At 62.4% G+C, this 16,021-nt stretch carries 14 protein-coding genes and 1 tRNA gene; 9 read left to right on the top strand and 6 right to left on the bottom strand.

Translation table 11 applies throughout. The features are described from left to right. Positions 1 to 13: 13 nt before the first annotated feature. From yidC to rpmH, 3 genes are read right to left on the bottom strand one after another with little or no spacing between them, the layout of a single operon-like run. Complete coding sequence (gene yidC / locus FJQ55_RS01990) at positions 14 to 1,825, bottom strand: membrane protein insertase YidC (RefSeq protein ID WP_140826054.1); 1,812 nt, start codon at positions 1,823 to 1,825, stop codon at positions 14 to 16. After that, positions 1,825 to 2,226, bottom strand: coding sequence for a ribonuclease P protein component (rnpA, locus tag FJQ55_RS01995; protein WP_167507715.1), 402 nt, complete (start codon positions 2,224 to 2,226; stop codon positions 1,825 to 1,827). The genes yidC and rnpA overlap by 1 nt, the downstream gene beginning before the upstream one ends. A gap of 20 nt (positions 2,227 to 2,246) precedes the next feature. After that, entirely contained in the window at positions 2,247 to 2,384 is a 138-nt protein-coding gene (rpmH, locus tag FJQ55_RS02000; RefSeq protein WP_062611277.1) for a 50S ribosomal protein L34, read from the bottom strand. Positions 2,385 to 2,703: 319 nt separating this feature from the next. Here rpmH and FJQ55_RS02005 point away from each other — a divergent pair, with 319 nt between their 5' ends. The 3 genes from FJQ55_RS02005 (at position 2,704) to FJQ55_RS02015 (ending at position 6,602) form a co-directional block, all read left to right on the top strand. Then, positions 2,704 to 4,728, top strand: coding sequence for a methyl-accepting chemotaxis protein (locus tag FJQ55_RS02005; RefSeq protein WP_140826056.1), 2,025 nt, complete (start codon positions 2,704 to 2,706; stop codon positions 4,726 to 4,728). A 237-nt stretch (positions 4,729 to 4,965) separates the two neighbouring features. Further along, positions 4,966 to 6,399: a sensor histidine kinase gene (locus tag FJQ55_RS02010; RefSeq protein WP_246085113.1), complete on the top strand. Its 1,434-nt coding sequence runs from the start codon at positions 4,966 to 4,968 to the stop codon at positions 6,397 to 6,399. 126 nt (positions 6,400 to 6,525) lie between these two features. Further along, positions 6,526 to 6,602 (top strand) — tRNA-Arg (locus tag FJQ55_RS02015). A gap of 58 nt (positions 6,603 to 6,660) precedes the next feature. On the opposite strand, the gene FJQ55_RS02020 is transcribed toward FJQ55_RS02015, so the two are convergent. After that, positions 6,661 to 7,563 carry a LysR substrate-binding domain-containing protein gene (locus FJQ55_RS02020; RefSeq protein ID WP_140826058.1) on the bottom strand — a complete coding sequence of 301 codons (903 nt, stop codon included), beginning with the start codon at positions 7,561 to 7,563 and terminating at the stop codon, positions 6,661 to 6,663. Positions 7,564 to 7,669: 106 nt separating this feature from the next. Here FJQ55_RS02020 and FJQ55_RS02025 point away from each other — a divergent pair, with 106 nt between their 5' ends. From FJQ55_RS02025 to FJQ55_RS02050, 6 genes are all read left to right on the top strand, one after another. After that, entirely contained in the window at positions 7,670 to 8,068 is a 399-nt protein-coding gene (locus FJQ55_RS02025) for a tautomerase family protein (RefSeq protein ID WP_140826059.1), read from the top strand. Continuing rightward, positions 8,068 to 8,499, top strand: a complete 432-nt coding sequence (locus FJQ55_RS02030; protein ID WP_140826060.1) for a cupin domain-containing protein — start codon at positions 8,068 to 8,070, stop codon at positions 8,497 to 8,499. Before FJQ55_RS02025 ends, FJQ55_RS02030 begins: the two co-directional genes overlap by 1 nt. Further along, entirely contained in the window at positions 8,499 to 9,101 is a 603-nt protein-coding gene (locus FJQ55_RS02035) for a DUF4865 family protein (RefSeq protein WP_140826061.1), read from the top strand. Before FJQ55_RS02030 ends, FJQ55_RS02035 begins: the two co-directional genes overlap by 1 nt. 116 nt (positions 9,102 to 9,217) lie before the next feature. Continuing rightward, a complete protein-coding gene (locus tag FJQ55_RS23830; protein ID WP_161596933.1) occupies positions 9,218 to 12,016 on the top strand; it encodes a M10 family metallopeptidase in 2,799 nt (932 codons plus the stop codon). Positions 12,017 to 12,242: 226 nt separating this feature from the next. Next, the gene (locus FJQ55_RS02045; RefSeq protein ID WP_140826063.1) at positions 12,243 to 13,283 is read left to right on the top strand and encodes a 4-hydroxyproline epimerase; all 1,041 of its coding nucleotides are present in this window, start codon (positions 12,243 to 12,245) and stop codon (positions 13,281 to 13,283) included. Positions 13,284 to 13,508: 225 nt separating this feature from the next. Then, a complete protein-coding gene (locus FJQ55_RS02050; RefSeq protein WP_281285471.1) occupies positions 13,509 to 14,195 on the top strand; it encodes a Crp/Fnr family transcriptional regulator in 687 nt (228 codons plus the stop codon). Positions 14,196 to 14,216: 21 nt separating this feature from the next. On the opposite strand, the gene FJQ55_RS02055 is transcribed toward FJQ55_RS02050, so the two are convergent. After that, entirely contained in the window at positions 14,217 to 14,645 is a 429-nt protein-coding gene (locus FJQ55_RS02055) for an RbsD/FucU family protein (protein ID WP_140826065.1), read from the bottom strand. Continuing rightward, the gene (locus FJQ55_RS02060; protein WP_140826066.1) at positions 14,629 to 15,873 is read right to left on the bottom strand and encodes an ROK family transcriptional regulator; all 1,245 of its coding nucleotides are present in this window, start codon (positions 15,871 to 15,873) and stop codon (positions 14,629 to 14,631) included. The genes FJQ55_RS02055 and FJQ55_RS02060 overlap by 17 nt, the downstream gene beginning before the upstream one ends. Between the last annotated feature and the right edge of the window lie 148 nt (positions 15,874 to 16,021).

The following is a 16,021-nucleotide window of genomic DNA, read 5'->3' on the forward strand; positions in this document are numbered from 1 at the left end:
GGGCTTTGCAGGATCATTTCGTTCCGGCGGGTTTTCGCCGGAAGGCCTTGCCGATGTTCTTGAACAGTTCGATGTCGACGCCGTGGCGCTTCATGATGATCGACTGCTGCAAGACCGAGAGCGTGTTGTTCCAGGCCCAGTAGATCACCAGACCAGCCGGGAAGGTGCCGAGCATGAAGGTGAAGATGACCGGCATCCAGTTGAACAGCATCGCCTGGGTCGGGTCCGGCGGCGTCGGGTTCATGCGCATCTGCACCCACATGGTGATGCCCATGATGATCGGCCAGACGCCGAGATGCAGGAAGGTCGGGGCGGCGAAGGGCAGCAGGCCGAACAGGTTGACGAAGCTCGTCGGATCCGGCGCCGAAAGGTCCTGGATCCAGCCGAAGAACGGCGCATGGCGCATTTCGATGGTGACGTAGATCACCTTGTAGAGGGCGAAGAAGACCGGGATCTGCAGGAGCACCGGCCAACAACCGGCGACCGGGTTGATCTTCTCTTCCTTGTAGAGCGCCATCATCGCCTGCTGCAGGCCCATGCGGTCGTCGGCGAACTTCGTCTTCAGCTCTTCGAGCTTCGGCTGCACGCGCTTCATGTTGGCCATGGAGGCATACTGCTTGCTGGCGAGCGGGAAGAACAGGACCTTGACGACGATCGTGGTGAGCAGGATGGCCACACCGAAATTGCCGACCAGATGATAGAAATAGTCCATCAGCTTGAACATCGGCTTGGTGAAGAAATAGAACCAGCCCCAGTCGATCATCAGGTCGAACTTCGGGATGTTGAGGTTGGCCTCATAGGCATCGATGACCGGAACCTGCTTGGCGCCGGCAAAGACCAGCGTCTTCAGCGAGGTGTTCTGGCCGGCCGGGATGCTGACCGCATCAGCCTTGAAATCGGCCTGGAAGCGCGGCTGGCCATCGGTGAAATGCGAGAAGCGCGACTCGAACGGCAGGGTCTGGGCCGGAATGATCGAGGACGCCCAGTACTTGTCGGTGATGCCGAGCCAGCCACCGGTCGCCTTCGGGTTGGTCAGCGATTCCTTTTCGATGGCGGCGTATTTTTCCTGAACCAGGCTGCCTTCGGTCCCGAGCACCCCGAGGAAACCTTCATGCAGCACGAAGATCGCGGGCGTCGCCGGCTTGTTGTAGCGGGTGATGCGGCCATAGGGGGCGATGCTGGCGGATGCCGTGCCGGCGTTGGCGATCGTATCCTCGACGGTGAACATGTAATGCTCGTCGACGGAGATCTTGCGGGTGAAGGTGAGGCCCGCATCATTGGTATAGGTGAGCGTCACCGGGGTCGCTTCGGTCAGCTTGGCACCTTCCGGCGCGGTCCAGACGGTGTTGGGACCGGGAACCTGGCCGGCATTCTCACCGGCGATGAAGCCCAGTTCGGTGAAATAGGCGTCCTTGGTCTCGGCCGGGTTGAACAGCGTGACGATCGGGCTCGTCTTGTCGACGGTCTCGCGGTACTGCTTGAGCTTCAGGTCGTCGAAGCGAGCGCCAGTCAAGTTGATCGAGCCCTGAAGATCCTGCGTATCGATGGCAACGCGGGCGGTTTTGGCAACAGCAGCTTCACGGCTCACCGCGGCATTGGCAGCCGCCGCACCGGCCGGGAGCGCGCCGTTGACGGCCGTGCCGGCAGCGGGGTTCGTCGTCGCGGCGGCGGGATCAGCTGCCTTGGCGGCTTCCTGCTGCGCGATCTGGGCCTCCTGAGCTTTGCGCTGGGCCTCGATGCGCGGGTTCATGTAGAAGAACTGCCAGGCAAGTACGATCAGCACCGATAAGGCAATCGCGACGAAATAATTGCGGTTGTTCTTCATCATTCTTTCCTGGGACCGGTCTTGTGCGACCGCGTGTTGTTCGTCTGGCGGTTTTCAATACGATGGATCAGCTGTTGCGACAGCTGACTGAAGGGTGCACCGAGCACCTCGCGCCGGCCGACAATGACATAGTCGTGTCCCGGCTTCATTGCAAACGCCGCATTCAGTCGCACGGCTTCTTTCAGCCTGCGCCGCATGCGATTGCGTTCCACTGCATTGCCATGTTTCTTGGTGACCGTGTAGCCCACCCGGGCCGGCGCGTCGTCTTGACGGTCGAGGACCTCGAGGAGGAACAGCCGACCCTTGCGCGCTTCGCCGCGTCTGACGGCGAGGAACTGGGGCCGGCTTTTCAGCCGGCCGACAGATGTCTTTGTGTCCGTGGACGTCATAAGCCCGTCAATCTCGTCGGGCACTTCAGGCCTTAAGCCGAAAGCTTCGCACGACCGCGCGAGCGGCGAGCGTTGAGGACCTGACGGCCGCCCTTGGTGGCCATGCGTGCACGGAAACCGTGGCGGCGCTTGCGAACAAGCTTGGAAGGCTGGAAAGTACGCTTTGACATTTATTTAATACCGCGGTGTGCGGCCCTTCTTGGGATTTGCATTGCTGCAAAAGCGTTGGTTTTATCGCACGGGAAAACGCCGCCGGGGCGCCTTTTCCGAACGTGCGCGGCTTATACGGGCGCAGGTCCGAAGAGTCAATCGCGCGACGGCGGATTTGAACGACCCTTATCTCCGGGGGTAAAGCGCGGAACTGCACGCATCAAAGGTCATGCGCACTCCCTAAAAAAGGGGAGGAACGAGCTGTTAAACTGTCCTGTCTAACCTATCCGAATATTCGGGAGTATGCGCGTTGGGCGCATTCGCAGTGGAGTGCAGGTCGTGAAAGTCAGCGGCAAAGTCTATTCGTTGGTGGGAATTCTGGGAGCGGCGGCGATCGTCATCGGCGCCATGGGCGTCTTCGTGACGGTGCAATATGGCGCCAAATCGGCGGCCCTTCTAGAAATCTCGCAACGCGCCTATCTCGGTGAGCGTCTGAACCGCATGGTGACGGCCGTAGTCATGGAAGCGCGCGGCATTTACGCGGCGCCCAACACGGAAAAGGCCAAGCCCTTCGCGGAGGGTATCCTGAAGAACCTCGACAAGATGGATGCGGCACTCGCCGAATGGAAGCCGCTCGTGCCCGAGGCGCAGAAGGCGACCTTCGACGGAATGACGGCCAAGGCTGCCGACTTCCGTAAGTTCCGCGCTGAAACGGCGCGTCTCGGCATCGAAGCCGACCCCAAGGAGGCAAACGCACAGGGCAATACCGACGCCAACCGCGCCAACCGCAAGGCCTTCCAGGCCGATATCGATGCCGTAGTCGAGGCGGATCTGGCCGAACTGACGGCGATGACGGACAGCCTCGCCTCCTTCCGCAGCACCATGCTGACCTTGATTTCCGGGGTCACCCTGCTGGCGGTCGCCATTGGTGCCGGCCTCGGCATCCATATCGGCGTCAACCATTTGAGCCGTCCGATCCGTCGGGTGACGGGCGCGATGAACGCCATTGCCGGCGGCAATTACACCACTGAAATTCCCTATAGCGGCCGTCCGGACGAAATCGGCGAGATGGCTGCGGCAGTCGAAGTGTTCAAGGAGAACGGTTTGTCTGTGCAGCGTCTGAACGCTCAGGAAAGCGCCATGCGCGCCAAGAGCGACGATCTGCAAACCAGCATGGCGGCCGTCGTCGCCTCGGCGGCTGCAGGCGATTTCTCCCGCCGTATCGAGAAGGATTACGAGGACGCCAACCTCAACCGCTTCGCCTCGAACATCAACGAGCTTCTCGGTTCGGTCGAGACCGGTGTTTCGGAAACCAACCGCGTCATCGGCAGCCTGGCCTCCAACGACCTGTCGCAGGAAATGAATGGCACCTTCCGCGGCGTCTTTGCGGAGCTGCAGGAAAACGTCAACAAGTCGTTCCAGCGCTTGCGCCAGACCATGTCGGACATTCGCGGCCGCACCGACTCGATCAATGACAACACGGTGCAGCTCACCTCTGCGACCAACGATCTCTCGAAGCGCACCGAGCAGCAGGCAGCAGCACTTGAGGAAACCTCCGCAGCCCTCGACGAGATCACGGTCGTGGTCCGTCAGTCGAGCGAGCGCGCCCAGGAGGCGAGCCACATGGTGACCGAAGCCAAGCACAGTGCCGCCCAGTCGGCGACCGTGGTTGGTGAAGCGGTCAATGCCATGGGCCGCATCGAACAGGCTTCACGCGAAATTTCGCAGATCATCAATGTCATCGACGAAATCGCCTTCCAGACGAACCTCCTGGCGCTGAATGCCGGCGTGGAAGCGGCGCGTGCGGGTGAAGCCGGCAAGGGTTTTGCGGTCGTGGCCCAGGAGGTGCGCGAGCTTGCGCAGCGCTCGGCCAATGCGGCGAAGGACATCAAGACGCTGATCACCAAGTCGGGCGAGGAAGTGGCTGGCGGCGTGAAGCTGGTGCAGCGCACCGGCGAGGCTCTGTCGGAAATCGAAAGCCGCGTGTTGAAGATCAACGACCACATCCACTCGATCGCGGCTGCTGCCAAGGAGCAGTCGACGGGTCTGGCCGAGGTCAATACCGCAATCAACCAGATGGACCAGGTCACCCAGCAGAATGCGGCCATGGTCGAGGAAACCTCGGCCTCGACACACAAGTTGTCGGCCGAAGCCGGCGGCCTGGCCCAGATCATTGGGCAGTTCAAGCTCGGCGACGATATGCGCGGCATGCGCGCGGCGCCCGCGCCGGCTGCAGCCCAGCATCGTCCGGTGGCATCACCGGCACGGCAGTTGGCCGGCAACGTCGCTCGCGCGTTTGGTGGCTCCGGCCGGGCAACTGCGGCCGCCGCAGCCCCCAAGGGCGACAGCTGGGAAGAGTTCTGATCCTCCAAAAGAATCTGAGAAAAATCGACGGCCGCGGCATCCAATGCCGCGGCCGTTTCGTTTTCATGACCAAAGATTAACGTCTGCGGCGATCTTCCGCGTGGTCTTGTCTATCGCGCTCAACTAAGATGTTCGCACGCCCCGATCCGAAATCGACCTTTGGGACAACAGGAACGTGACTTGATGTTTGACCGGCAGGACAGCGATCTGCAGTCCGACCTCTCCGGTGGCTATCGCATGCCGAGCCGGATCAGGGGGCTGTCCGGCAAGCTGTTGTGGCTGACCATCGCCTTCGTGATGCTGGCCGAAATCCTGATCTTCGCGCCGTCTGTCGCCACCATGCGCCAGCGCTGGCTGCAGGACCGCCTGAACACGGCAGCCGCTGCGGGCGTCGTCATAGACGGGCTGCAGCCGCTGGAATTGCCGCGCGGCGTCCAGGAGGACACGCTGGCAACGACGGGCACGAAGGCGATCGTGCTGCGCAAGGACGGCACGTCGCGCCTGCTCGCCGTGACCGAGATGCCGACGGAAGTCGACGCGGCGTATGATCTTGCGGATTATTCCGAGCTCGAATCGATCCGAGACGCTTTTTACACGCTGTTCTTCGGCGGCGACCGGCTGCTGCGGGTCTATGGCCCGATTGCCGACGCGAGCGACACCACCATCGAGATCGTCATGGAGGAGAGACCGCTGCGCCGCGCCATGCTCGGTTATGCGCACAACATCCTCATCGTCTCGCTTATGATTTCGGTGATCACCGCTGTCCTGATGTTCCTTGCCATCAACCGGATCATGATCATGCCGGTGCGGCGGCTTGCCCGCAGTATGCAGGCCTTCGCGGAAAATCCGGAGGATCCGGCGCGAATTCTCAATCCATCGGAGGGTCACGATGAGATTGCCGTTGCCGGTCGCCACCTGACCCGCATGCAGGATCAGTTGCAAAAGACCCTGCGCCAGCAAAAGACGCTGGTCGATCTCGGCCTCGCGGTCTCCAAGATCAACCACGACATGCGCAACATCCTGGCCTCCGCCCAGCTGATGTCGGACCGGCTGGTCGATGTCGAGGATCCGCTGGTGAAAAGCTTCGCCCCGAAGCTACTGCGTGCGATCGACCGGGCCGTCGGCTATACGAGCGAAGTCCTGTCCTATGGCCAGACGTCCGAAGCCGAGCCGCAGCGGCGGCGTTTCCGTCTCGTGGAACTCTGCCAGGAGGTGCGGGAACTTCTGCAGCTGAACCAGGAACTGGCCATCGAATTCGTCGAGATGATCGCGCCGGATATCGAGATCGATGGCGACAGCGAACAGCTTTTCCGGGTCATTCACAACATCTGCCGCAATGCCGTGCAGGCCCTGGCGAGCCACGCACCGGACGATCCGGACTATCCGCGCCGCATCACCGTTTCGGCGCAGCGCACCGGCTCGGTTGTGGCGATCACCATCGACGATACCGGGCCCGGAATGCCGCCCAAGGCCCGCGAAAATCTCTTTGCCGCCTTCCGTGGCTCCGCCCGCTCGGGCGGCACGGGGCTGGGGCTTGCGATCGCCCGCGAACTGGTGCTCGCCCATGGCGGCACGATCGCGCTTGTGGAAAAGCCAGGGCCGGGCACCCTGTTCCGCATCGAAATTCCCGACAGGCCAGTGGATCTCAACGACTGGCGTGTCCGCGCCTGAACGCCGTTTGAAAGGCTGCCTGAGGCGACGTGACGGCAAAATGACTCTTTTTTGAAAAACGACGCTTGCATTCCAAAGCGTCACGCTTTAGAGGATCGCCAACGCCGACGAACAGTCGGCTGGCAAGCACCCGTAGCTCAGCTGGATAGAGCACCAGACTACGAATCTGGGGGTCAGGAGTTCGAATCTCTTCGGGTGCGCCATTCTTTTCCGAGACAATAGAAGTTTATTGACGCGGTCCGTAAACCGCGCAGCGTGCGGTTATGTCGTTGTTATCCAGTCTTCCGGCAGCGTCTCCGTGAGCGCCTGCCGGATGATGATGGCGAGATGAGCGCTGATGGCGTGGTCCCCGGTTTTCGACTGCAGCAGGCTGAGGCCGAGTGACGGGAGTAGGGGCAGGCCGTGGGCGGTCGGCTCCAGAACACGCACGGCAGGGGGCAAGGCGAAGGGCGTGCGCAGCGCGATGCCGAGCCCGGCGGCCGTCGCGGCCCACAATCCGCCGAGGCTCGGGCTGACGAAGGCGATCCGCCAGGCGATGCCCTGCCGATCGAGCTGGGCGCAGGCGAGCGACCGCAGCAGGCAGGGCGCCTCCATGGCCGCGAGCGGCAGCGCTTCGCCCGCGCCGGCCTTCCAGGCCTGTTCCTCGCTCGCGGCACCGAGCCAGCAGAGCGGCAAAGACGCGATCCGCTCTGCCGGAGCCGCACTGTCATCGTCCCAGAGCAGCGCCAGGTCGAGATGGCCGGACGCGATCTTGTCCCGGAGTTCGCTGTTGCGCGCGATCCGGCCTTCGATGCGCACGCGCGGATGGGCGCGGGCGAAACGGCCGAGCACCTGCGGCAACACCGTCTCCCCGAAATCCTCCTGGATGCCGAGACGGATCCAGCCTTCGAGGTCTGGACTGCGCACGGCGCTGATGGCTTCGTCGTTGAGGTTCAGCAGCCGGCGGGCATAGGACAGCATCAGATCGCCGCTGTCGGTCAACGCCAGCCCGCGCCCGGACCGGCGTACCAGCTCTGCGCCCACCTGGTCCTCGAGCTTCTTCAGCTGCGCACTGACCGCCGACGTGGAGCGGCCGAGCCGATCGGCCGCCTTGGCAAAAGACCCCGCATCGATGCCGGTCACGAAGCTGCGCAAGGCGTCCATGTCGAGATTGGTGAGGCGCATGTTTGGGTCCTGAATTTCAGGACGGTTAATCCTGAAAAATCTGATTATCAGGATGATGATGCCGCTGCATACTGTTCCTGTCAATCAGACTTGGTGGAGCAGCACGATGCCCTTTAGCCGAATATCCCTGCCGTCAGGTGAGCCAGTCGACCATCGCGCAGCCGTGGCCGACCCGCTGGACGGCGCGCTCGTTGCGTGTTTCGAGGTTGCGGCGGATGATCGGTTCCGTGCGATCCACCAGCACAAGTCGGGTGAACTGATCGTCGACAGGACCTACCGCGGCGGCCCGTGCTCGGATGACACAATCGTCCTCCCCGTCACGACCGGCGAGCCGCGATCGGCCGAGACCAAGGCCCGCATTGATCGCAGGCTTGTTGAAAATTGTGCGGAATCGACATGTGTCGTGCCGCAGGATGTGCTGAGCGCTGTCGTCGGTTCGACCTTCGAGGACCGGTCATTCGGCTCCGGCATCCATACGGCCGCACCGGCCGGGGAGGTCCGCTGATGGGCAATCCCTTCGAGATGCAGCAAGGCTGCCCGCCAACGATGGTGGTTCACCGCGCCGGGGACGGCATCACCGCCGCGACGGCTGGCGTCTCCAGCGGGCCTTTTCTGGTGCAGATGCTGTTGTCGAGCCGCACGGACGGCGAGATGACGGCCATGCGGGGCTTTATGCCGCCGGGCGTCGTCACCCATTGGCACAGCCATCCGCGCGGTCAGCTTCTCTTCGTGCTCGACGGTGTCGGCCTCGTCCAGAAAGAGGGCGATCCGCCCCTAGAGGTTCGCGCCGGCGATGCCGTCTGGTTCGCGCCGGACGAGCGCCATTGGCACGGTGCCGCCGCAATGAGCCCCTTCAGCTATCTCAGCGTCCAGCCGGTGAAGGATGGTTCGGCCGTCCAATGGTTCGGACCCGTCGAACACGAGGATGATCCGTGATGATTGCCATGCAGTACAGCTTCACCTTGCCCGCCGACTACGACATGTCGATCATCGATCGACGCATTCGCGACAAGGGCCCCCTGCTCGACGGCTTTCCCCGTCTGCGCTTCAAGGCCTATCTCTTGGCGCGGAAAGAGGATGCCGGTTTCACGAGTGCCGAAAACCTCTATGCGCCCTTTTACCTCTGGGATGAGCCCGAGGGCATCGACAGCTTTCTCTCCGGCCCCGGTTTTGCCACCCTGACCCGCGACTTCGGTTGGCCATCGGTGCAGACGTGGCTGATCTGGCAGGCCGATCTGGGCGAGGGGCTCGGAAATGCCCGCTATGCCACGCGCGTGGTGCGCCCGATCGCACCCTTCTCCGATCTCGCCGAACAGCGCGCCGAAGCTGTCGCCGCGATGGGCGCAGCGCGACGGCAGGGGGCGCTGGCCGCGATCGCCGCATTCGATCCGACAAAATGGCTGCTGGTCGAGTTTTCGCTTTGGCCGGAACTTCCGGTCACGACGGATGCCATGCAGGTCTACACCGTGGGTCACGTCTCGCTTGCCGGTGGCATCGCCGAACGGGACCCGGCCTCGCCGCGATCGGTGAATCGATAAAATGCGACAAAACCCGCTCAGGCTCTGTTCACCGCGCTCGCTTACCTGTCTCTAATTCATGCCTGTTACAACATTCTCCACAAACAGCGGTACGCCGCAGGATTTTGGGGAAGCACATGGCATTGGCAACCTGGACGGACCAGCAGGTCATCAATCAGCTGAATTCTGGCTCCAAGTGGTCCGGCTCGGTCATCACCTACTCCTTCCCCACGGTTGTCTCCGCCATGGCCACCTATTCGGGCGAGGGATCCGGCTTCTCTGCCTTCAACGCCACACAGCAGGCGCGCGCCGAACTGGCCCTGACGCTCTGGGACGATGTCATCGCTTCGTCGATCCAGAAGGTCACAGCCGGGACGTCGACGTCGTCGTCCAATATCGAATTCGGCAACTCGACCACCGGCGTCAGTTATGCCCATGCCTATTTCCCCTCGGTCGGTAGTGTCTGGATGAACAGCAGCTACAATTCGGGTCAGGGGACAAACGACCTGATGACGCCGAAGATCGGCGCGCATGGCTTCCTGACCTTCGTGCACGAGATCGGCCACGCGCTGGGTCTCGAGCACATGGGCGAGTATAACGGCAGCGCCGACACGCCGTCCTCCTACCAGGATTCGACCGTCTACTCGGTCATGTCCTATTTCGGCCCGTCCTGGGGTTCAGGCTCGTCGAATGGCGAGGGCCTTGTCGCCTGGGCCGATTGGGTCGGCGCAGATGGTAAGCTTTATTCGCCGCAGACGCCGATGATGAACGACATCATGGCGATGCAGGCCATGTACGGCGCCGACACGACGACCCGCGCCGGCGACACCGTCTATGGCTTCCAGTCCAACATCACCGGCACGACGGCGGCGATCTACGACTTCACCCAGAACCTCAACCCGATCATCTGCATCTGGGATGCCGGCGGCACCGATACGCTGAACCTTTCGGGCTGGAACACCGCGAGCACCGTCGATCTCGCTCCAGGCTCCTTCTCGTCGGCCAACAGCATGACGATGAACATCTCGATCGCGCGTGGCGCCTGGATCGAAAACGCCGTGACCGGCAATGGCAACGACACGGTCGCCGGCAACGAGCGTGCCAATGTCATTACGACCAATGGCGGCAACGACACGATATCGGCGCTCGGCGGTAACGACACGGTCGCGGCGGGGACCGGCAATGACCGCATCGACGGCGGCGACGGTTATGATACTGTCGTCTTCGGCGACAGCTGGGCGAACATCACCTGGACCTACAATGTTGCGCTCGCCACCTTCACCTTCATGGGAACCCTGATCGGCACCGACACCATCACGGCGGTCGAAAGCTTCATCGATTCCTTGAATGTCGAGCGCACGCTCGCCTCGCTGCTGGATCCGAGCTACCTTCCGGCCGTCGCCTCCGTGGCTGCAGACAGTCCGCAGGTGACCGAGGGGACCGACACCACGACTGCGGTCACCTTCACGATCACGCTGAGCAAGGCTGCGACCGCGCAGGAGACGCTGACCTGGACGGCGGCCGGCATCGGCAGCAATGCCGCCAGTGCCGCCGATTTCAACGGTGATCGCACCGGCACAGTGACCTTCGCGGCAGGGGAAACTTCGGCGACGGTCACCGTCTATCTCAATGGCGACAGCGATTTTGAATTGGGCGAGACCTTCGCCCTGACGCTCTCCGGCGCGTCCTCGGGCCTGACCCTCGGCACAGCGTCGGCCACTGTCACCATTGCCAATGATGATGTCCAGACGTCACCATTGCTCCTGAGCGGGACCGCGCGCTCCGAGGTTCTGACAGGCACGGACTTCATCGATCAGATTTCCGGCGGTGGTGGTAACGACACCCTGCGGGGCGGCGCATCGGACGACTTCCTGATCGGCGCCAGCGGGAACGACATCCTCGACGGCGGCACCGGTGCCGACAACATGAACGGTGGCGCTGGCAACGATATCTACTACGTCGACGATCTTGGCGATCTTATCATCGAGGCGGCAAGGGGTGGCACCGACACGGTGCGCACGACGCTCGACGCCTATGTGTTGTCGAGCTGGCTGGAGAATCTCGAATATCTCGGCACTGGCGACTTCGTCGGCACGGGCAATGAACTTGCTAACCGCATCACCGGTGCTTCCGGCAACGACACCTTGTCTGGCGGTCTCGGCAACGACACGTTGATTGGTGGCCTGGGAGACGACATCCTGGACGGCGGCACCGGCAATGATGCGATGAGCGGCGGCGCAGGCAACGACACCTATTACGTCGACAGCGCCCGCGACGTGGTGACGGAGCTGGCGAACCAGGGCATCGACACCGTGATGACCAGCCTGACGAGCTATCGCCTGGGCAATTACATCGAGAACCTCACCTATACAGGCAGCGCCGCGTTCAAGGGCTACGGCAACAGCCTCGACAATGTGATTATCGGGGGAAGTGGTGCCAATACGCTTGACGGTGGCGCCGGCAACGACACCCTGTACGGCCAAGGCGGCAACGATACCCTGCTGGGCAATACGGGCAACGACACCTTGTATGGCGGTGAAGGCAACGATCGCCTCGATGGCGGCATTGGCGACGACTGGCTTTATGGCGGTCTCGGCAATGACACGCTGACCGGCGGCGCCGGTGCCGACATGTTCGTCTTTGCCGAGATGGGCGCTGGAAATGCCGACCGCATCACCGACTTCACCTCCGGGACAGACAAGATCCTGCTCGACAGCATGGTCTTTACCGACCTCGGCTCGGTCGGCCCTCTGCTCGAGGCGGCCTTCGGCTCGGGTTCCACGGCGACCACCGCCGACCAGCGTATCCTGCATGACCAGTCGACCGGGGCTCTCTACTATGACGCCGATGGCAGCGGCAGCGGCGAGGCAACCATCTTCGCTTATGTGAAGGTCGGCCAGATCCTGACACATGACGATTTCGCGCTCGTCGCCTGATCTTCCTCAATCGAAATTCTAGCGGGCGATGCTGATAAGCGCCGCCCGTCATGCTTTTTCGACTTCCCCGACAAAAGGACTTGGTGAACACGAAAGCGTGTTCTAACTGTCGACTTTATCGTTACAGGCCCGGATTCGGCCCTGCCATGCGCGTCTTGCGGTCAGTCCGCGAGCGTCACCGGCGGACGGTTGTGCGGAGCCGATGTCGTGAATGTGAGACAGTGACATGAGATGGAAGCGTACGATCCAGCTTCTCGACGTGCATGCCGAAGGTGAAATCGGCAAGGTCGCGATCGGAGGTGTCCCGAAGATCCCCGGTGATACGGTGGCCGACCAGCTGGCCTGGCTGAACAGCGACCCCAAGGGGGAAGAACTCCGGCGTATGCTGGTGTTGGAGCCGCGCGGCGCGCCCATCGGCTCGGTCAACCTGCTGCTGCCGCCCAAACACCCGGACGCTGATGCCGCCTTCGTCATCCTGCAGCCGGATCAGGCGCATGCCAGTTCCGGGTCCAACTCCATCTGCGTAACGACAGCGCTGCTCGAAAGCGGCATGGTCGAGATGCGTGAACCTGAAACCATCGTCATGCTGGAAACGGCGGCCGGCCTGGTCAAGGCCACGGCGACGTGCAGGGACGGTCGCTGCGAACGCGTCAAGCTGACCATGGTGCCGTCCTTCGTGCATGAGCTGGATGTTCGTCTCCACACCGATAACTGGGGTCCGATCACCTTCGACCTCGCCTATGGCGGCATCTTCTATGCGCTGGTCGATGTGGCCCAGGTGGGGCTGACCATTGACAAGGCCAATGCGCGGGCGCTGGTGGAGGCGGGCATGATCCTGAAGCAGGAGATCAACCGCAGCATCCCCGTAGTGCATCCCGAAATTCCCGCCATCTCCGGTGTCGCCTATGTCATGTTCCGCGATGTTGATCCCGATGGCGCGATCCGGACCTGCACCACCATGTGGCCGGGACGCGTTGATCGATCCCCCTGCGGCACCGGCAATTCCGCCAATCTCGCGACGCTCCATGCGCGCGGGAAGGTGAAGGTCGGCGATCAGATGCTGTCGCGCTCGATCATCGGTTCGGAATTCGAGGTGGGTTTGTCAGCCTTGTCCGAGGTGGCCGGCCGCCCGGCCGTCATTCCCACGATCAGCGGCCGCGGATTCACCTTCGGCCTGCATCAGGTGGCGCTCGATCCCTTCGATCCCTTCGAACGCGGCTTCGCCCTGACCGACGTCTGGGGTCCATCCTCGGGCTCGATCGGGTAACGGCGGCGCAACCGGAGAGGCACCGTGTTGCATCTCCAGCATTTGAATTAAATTCGCGGGATCGTGCTAGGCGAATTGTAAGGGTCTTGATCGCAGCCATCTTGCTATCGTGTGGGGCGATGGAGATAAGTACACTCTTGAAATCGTGATTCAGAAGATCGACAAGTACAATTACAGATGAAATCGAATTTAGCGGCAGGCTCCATGGTTCAAAATGTTGCAGGCATGCCAACAACACTCCGGGGTTGTAGGGTATTCTCCGGCCTGAGCCTTGAAGAGGATCGGGAGTGGCTGCTGCGTTGCCATTCACGCACGCTTTCGGCCGGCGAAAGTCTGGTTGATTTCGAAGACATGTCCAAAGACGTCTTCATTGTGCAGACGGGTGAGATCCGCGCTGTCTTGCGCTTCTCCGTCGGCAAGGAAGCGATCCTGGGCAGCTTCAAGCGCGGAGACATCCTCGGAGAGCAGGCAGCGGTCGACGACCTCGCGCGCTCGGCGAGCCTGATGGCGGTGAGCGACGCCTCGGTGACGGTTATTCCCTATGCCGTGTTTCACGACATTCTGCAGCAGCGCCCCGATGTCGCTCTGGGATTGCTGCAACATCTGTCGCGCCGCATCCGCGGCATGAACGACCGACTGTCGGAAATGTCCTTCCTCGACACCAAGCATCGGCTGTACAACACGCTGTTGCGGCTTTCGCGCGTCCGCAATGACGGCAGCCGCGAGCGCATCATCTCGCCGCCGCTGGTTCATGCGGAGCTGGCCGAGCATATCGGTGCGAGCCGCGAGACGGTCTCGCGCGAAATGTCGAGACTGGCGCGGGAGGATCTCGTCGAGCGCACGAGCCGGGCCATCGTGTTGAAGAACCCGCTGGAACTGTCACGGCGGCTGTCGCGCGCGCTCGAGGGCTAATCCGGGCGCTGTCGGCACCGGTCAGGGGTATATGACGCCCTTGCGCAGGACGACGTTTGCATAGAGCCGCGGCTCGCCCGTCTGCACGACGGTATGCGCGGCTTTCACCCGATTGTAGAAATCGGCGCCGATCAGCTTGGTCACCGGCACTTTCGGCTCGTGTTTTGCGCAGCAGTCGATGATTTCCTGATGCACGGGATCGACCTGGTCCGGCTTGCCGCCGACGACGGAGCGGAAGATCGCCTCCGGCACGAAATCGTCGATCGGCATGACGCTGAGGACCGCATTCAGCACCGGCACGAGATGATGGCCGTCGAGCCGCACGAGGCGGCGGGCATGTTCGAGCGCCGGATAGTTGCCGTCGACGATGGCGATTTCGTCGCCATGGCCCATGGCACGCAGGGTGGCGAGAAGCTCGGGGCTCAGGAGGGGGTCAATTCCCTTCAGCATGGTGGGTGTCCTTGAACAATACGGTTTGGTCGATGAGGTAGCGGTCGAAGATCGGCAGGCTGGCGCCGCCGATGGCGCGGGCCTGGGCCCCGACTTCGCCTTCGATGATCTCGGGCACGACGACGCCCTGCAGGTCCAGCCGGTTCATGGCGTCGATCGTCGCCTGGACGACACGTTTGCGCACCCAGTCCGGAAAGCCACCATCGATGATAGCGGCGGCAAAGTCGATGATCGAGGCGGCGGCGATGACGGCCTGGGCAAGCGCTGCGGCGGTATCCTGGATCCAGATCTCCAGCGGCTCGCCGAAATCGATCCATTGATCGGCGGCATACCACAGCGGCTGCGGATCGATGCCGCGTTCGCGCAACAGGTTTTCGAGCACGAAGATCGAGGCGATGTCGAGCAGCTGCCGGGTTTCGCCGTGTTTGTCGCGCACGGGAAGCGGACCGATGGCGCCGGCAGTGCCGGTTCGCCCGACGAAGAGCGCGGCATTGACGACGATGCCGCCGCCGATGAACGAGCCGATGTAGAAATAGACGAAGTCCGGATAGCGCTGTCCGGCGCCGAAGACGAGCTCGGCCCCGCAGGCGCTGGTCGCATCGTTGCGCAGATAGACCGGATGGCCCATGCGCGCCTGAACGGCGGCCTGGAGGTCGACCTTGCGCCAGATTTCCATGGCGCCGGGCGGCGCGCCCACCTCTTCAGCCCAGTTCCACAATTCGAACGGCGCGGCGATGCCGATGCCGGCGATGCGGCTGCGCTGCGCTTCCTCCATGCCGGCCTCGAGTTCCTCGATGCCGTCGCAGATGAAGGGCAGGAGGTTTTCCGGATGCGGATAAGGGTAGGTCTGGTGCTTCTGCTGGCGGATCTGGCCGGCGAAATCCATCAGCACCAGATCGGCACTGCGTCGGCCGATCTTCACGCCGAAGGAAAAGACGGCCTCCGGATTGATGTACATCGGCACGGAGGGCTGGCCGACGCGGCCGCGGATCGGCTCGCCCCGGATCAAAAGTTCGTCGCTTTCGAGGGCTCGCATGATGACCGACACCGTCTGCGGCGAAAGCCCGGTCAGCCGGGCGATGTCGGCTTTCGAGCAGCCGGGATGCTGGCGCACCAGCGACAGCACGAGGCGTTCGTTGTAGGCGCGCACGCGCACCTGGTTCGAGCCGCCGCCGGCACTCGATTTCAGGCCCTGATCGAGCGCTTGTATGTAAGAATCCTGTGACACGAAGGTCGCTCCTCCCGACCGCTCCCTTTTACGGCAGCTCTGCGAGAATGTCACAGCGATTTAATAATTCAACTGGATTTATTTATTGACAGCCCAAAACTTCTGTAGTTTTTAATGGGTCGTGGAGGAGTGGGGCCGAGAGGCTCCC

Origin of the sequence: Rhizobium glycinendophyticum, assembly GCF_006443685.1 — a bacterium.
GTDB lineage: Bacteria > Pseudomonadota > Alphaproteobacteria > Rhizobiales > Rhizobiaceae > Allorhizobium > Allorhizobium glycinendophyticum.

Excerpts from the sequence above, each read along its gene's own strand:
- FJQ55_RS02055 (WP_140826065.1), bottom strand. The coding sequence starts at position 14,645 with ATGCTGAAGGGAATTGACCCCCTCCTGAGCCCCGAGCTTCTCGCCACC.
- FJQ55_RS02050 (WP_281285471.1), top strand. The coding sequence starts at position 13,509 with ATGCCAACAACACTCCGGGGTTGTAGGGTATTCTCCGGCCTGAGCCTT.
- FJQ55_RS02020 (WP_140826058.1), bottom strand. The coding sequence starts at position 7,563 with ATGCGCCTCACCAATCTCGACATGGACGCCTTGCGCAGCTTCGTGACC.
- FJQ55_RS02010 (WP_246085113.1), top strand. The coding sequence starts at position 4,966 with ATGCCGAGCCGGATCAGGGGGCTGTCCGGCAAGCTGTTGTGGCTGACC.
- FJQ55_RS23830 (WP_161596933.1), top strand. The coding sequence starts at position 9,218 with ATGGCATTGGCAACCTGGACGGACCAGCAGGTCATCAATCAGCTGAAT.
- FJQ55_RS02035 (WP_140826061.1), top strand. The coding sequence starts at position 8,499 with ATGATTGCCATGCAGTACAGCTTCACCTTGCCCGCCGACTACGACATG.
- yidC (WP_140826054.1), bottom strand. The coding sequence starts at position 1,825 with ATGAAGAACAACCGCAATTATTTCGTCGCGATTGCCTTATCGGTGCTG.
- FJQ55_RS02025 (WP_140826059.1), top strand. The coding sequence starts at position 7,670 with ATGCCCTTTAGCCGAATATCCCTGCCGTCAGGTGAGCCAGTCGACCAT.
- FJQ55_RS02030 (WP_140826060.1), top strand. The coding sequence starts at position 8,068 with ATGGGCAATCCCTTCGAGATGCAGCAAGGCTGCCCGCCAACGATGGTG.
- rpmH (WP_062611277.1), bottom strand. The coding sequence starts at position 2,384 with ATGTCAAAGCGTACTTTCCAGCCTTCCAAGCTTGTTCGCAAGCGCCGC.
- FJQ55_RS02045 (WP_140826063.1), top strand. The coding sequence starts at position 12,243 with ATGAGATGGAAGCGTACGATCCAGCTTCTCGACGTGCATGCCGAAGGT.